The organism is Massilia mucilaginosa (assembly GCF_011682145.1).
Classification (GTDB): domain Bacteria; phylum Pseudomonadota; class Gammaproteobacteria; order Burkholderiales; family Burkholderiaceae_D; genus Telluria_A; species Telluria_A mucilaginosa.
Genome location: NZ_WHJH01000171.1, coordinates 1 through 827 on the forward strand (window position 1 = coordinate 1; position 827 = coordinate 827).

Consider the following 827-nt stretch of genomic DNA (forward strand, 5'->3'; position numbering starts at 1 on the left):
GCCGGGGTTGCTGCGGCTGCGGCGGTGATCGACAGGGCGAGGGCGATGGTGTTGATGGCTTTCATGATGTTTCCTTTTCAAAGATTTAAGTTAGTTGGCGATTATATAGTGCACTACATTTTGCTTCGACCGGGGCAGGCGGTACCTGTCCACCCCGTGCATTACGTATTCTTGTTCAGGTTACTGCGCAGCTCATCGAGCTGCTGCTTCAAACTGACGACCTGGTCCAACTCACAAGCAAAGGTGCACAACATTTGCGACGGAAACTTCTTCGCTTCTTCCCGCAGAGCACTGCCCGCTTCGGTCAGCGAAATGATCACCTGGCGTTCGTCGCTGGCCGCACGGATGCGGGTCAGCAGTTCAGCCTGTTCCATCCGCTTGAGCAGGGGAGTCAGGGTTGCCGAGTCCAGGAACAGGCGCTCGCCAATTTCCGACACCGTCAACTCGTTCTGTTCCCACAGAACCATCAACACCAGGTACTGCGAGTACGTCAGCCCCAGATTGCGCAGCAATTTGCGGTACAGCTTGCTCATCGCCAGCGAAGTCGAGTACAGCGAGAAGCACAACTGGCCATCGAGCTGGGGAACCTGGTCATTCGGTGTTTGTTTCTCGTCCATGTGAAGCAGTATATATAGTGCACTATCGGATAGCAAGCTATTTCTCATATTATTTCAAGCGCAGCTTCAGTTCCTGCGATGCCTGCTCAAGTGCGCTGCGGGTACCCGGCAAGGTGGCCAGCGCGTTGAGCAGCCCGAAGTCGTGGATCATGCCGTTGTAGCGCACGCTTTTCACATCCACCCCAGCCGCGTCGAGCTTGCGGGCATAGG

The 827-nt window shown here is 55.6% G+C and carries 1 protein-coding gene and 1 pseudogene; both read right to left on the bottom strand.

Translation table 11 applies throughout. The annotated features are described in order from the left end of the window. Window positions 1-161: 161 nt before the first annotated feature. Window positions 162-617, bottom strand: coding sequence for a MarR family winged helix-turn-helix transcriptional regulator (locus F2P45_RS34320; protein ID WP_166882674.1), 456 nt, complete (start codon window positions 615-617; stop codon window positions 162-164). A gap of 49 nt (window positions 618-666) precedes the next feature. Next, window positions 667-827: pseudogene (locus tag F2P45_RS36640) on the bottom strand (alpha/beta hydrolase); the annotation flags it as partial.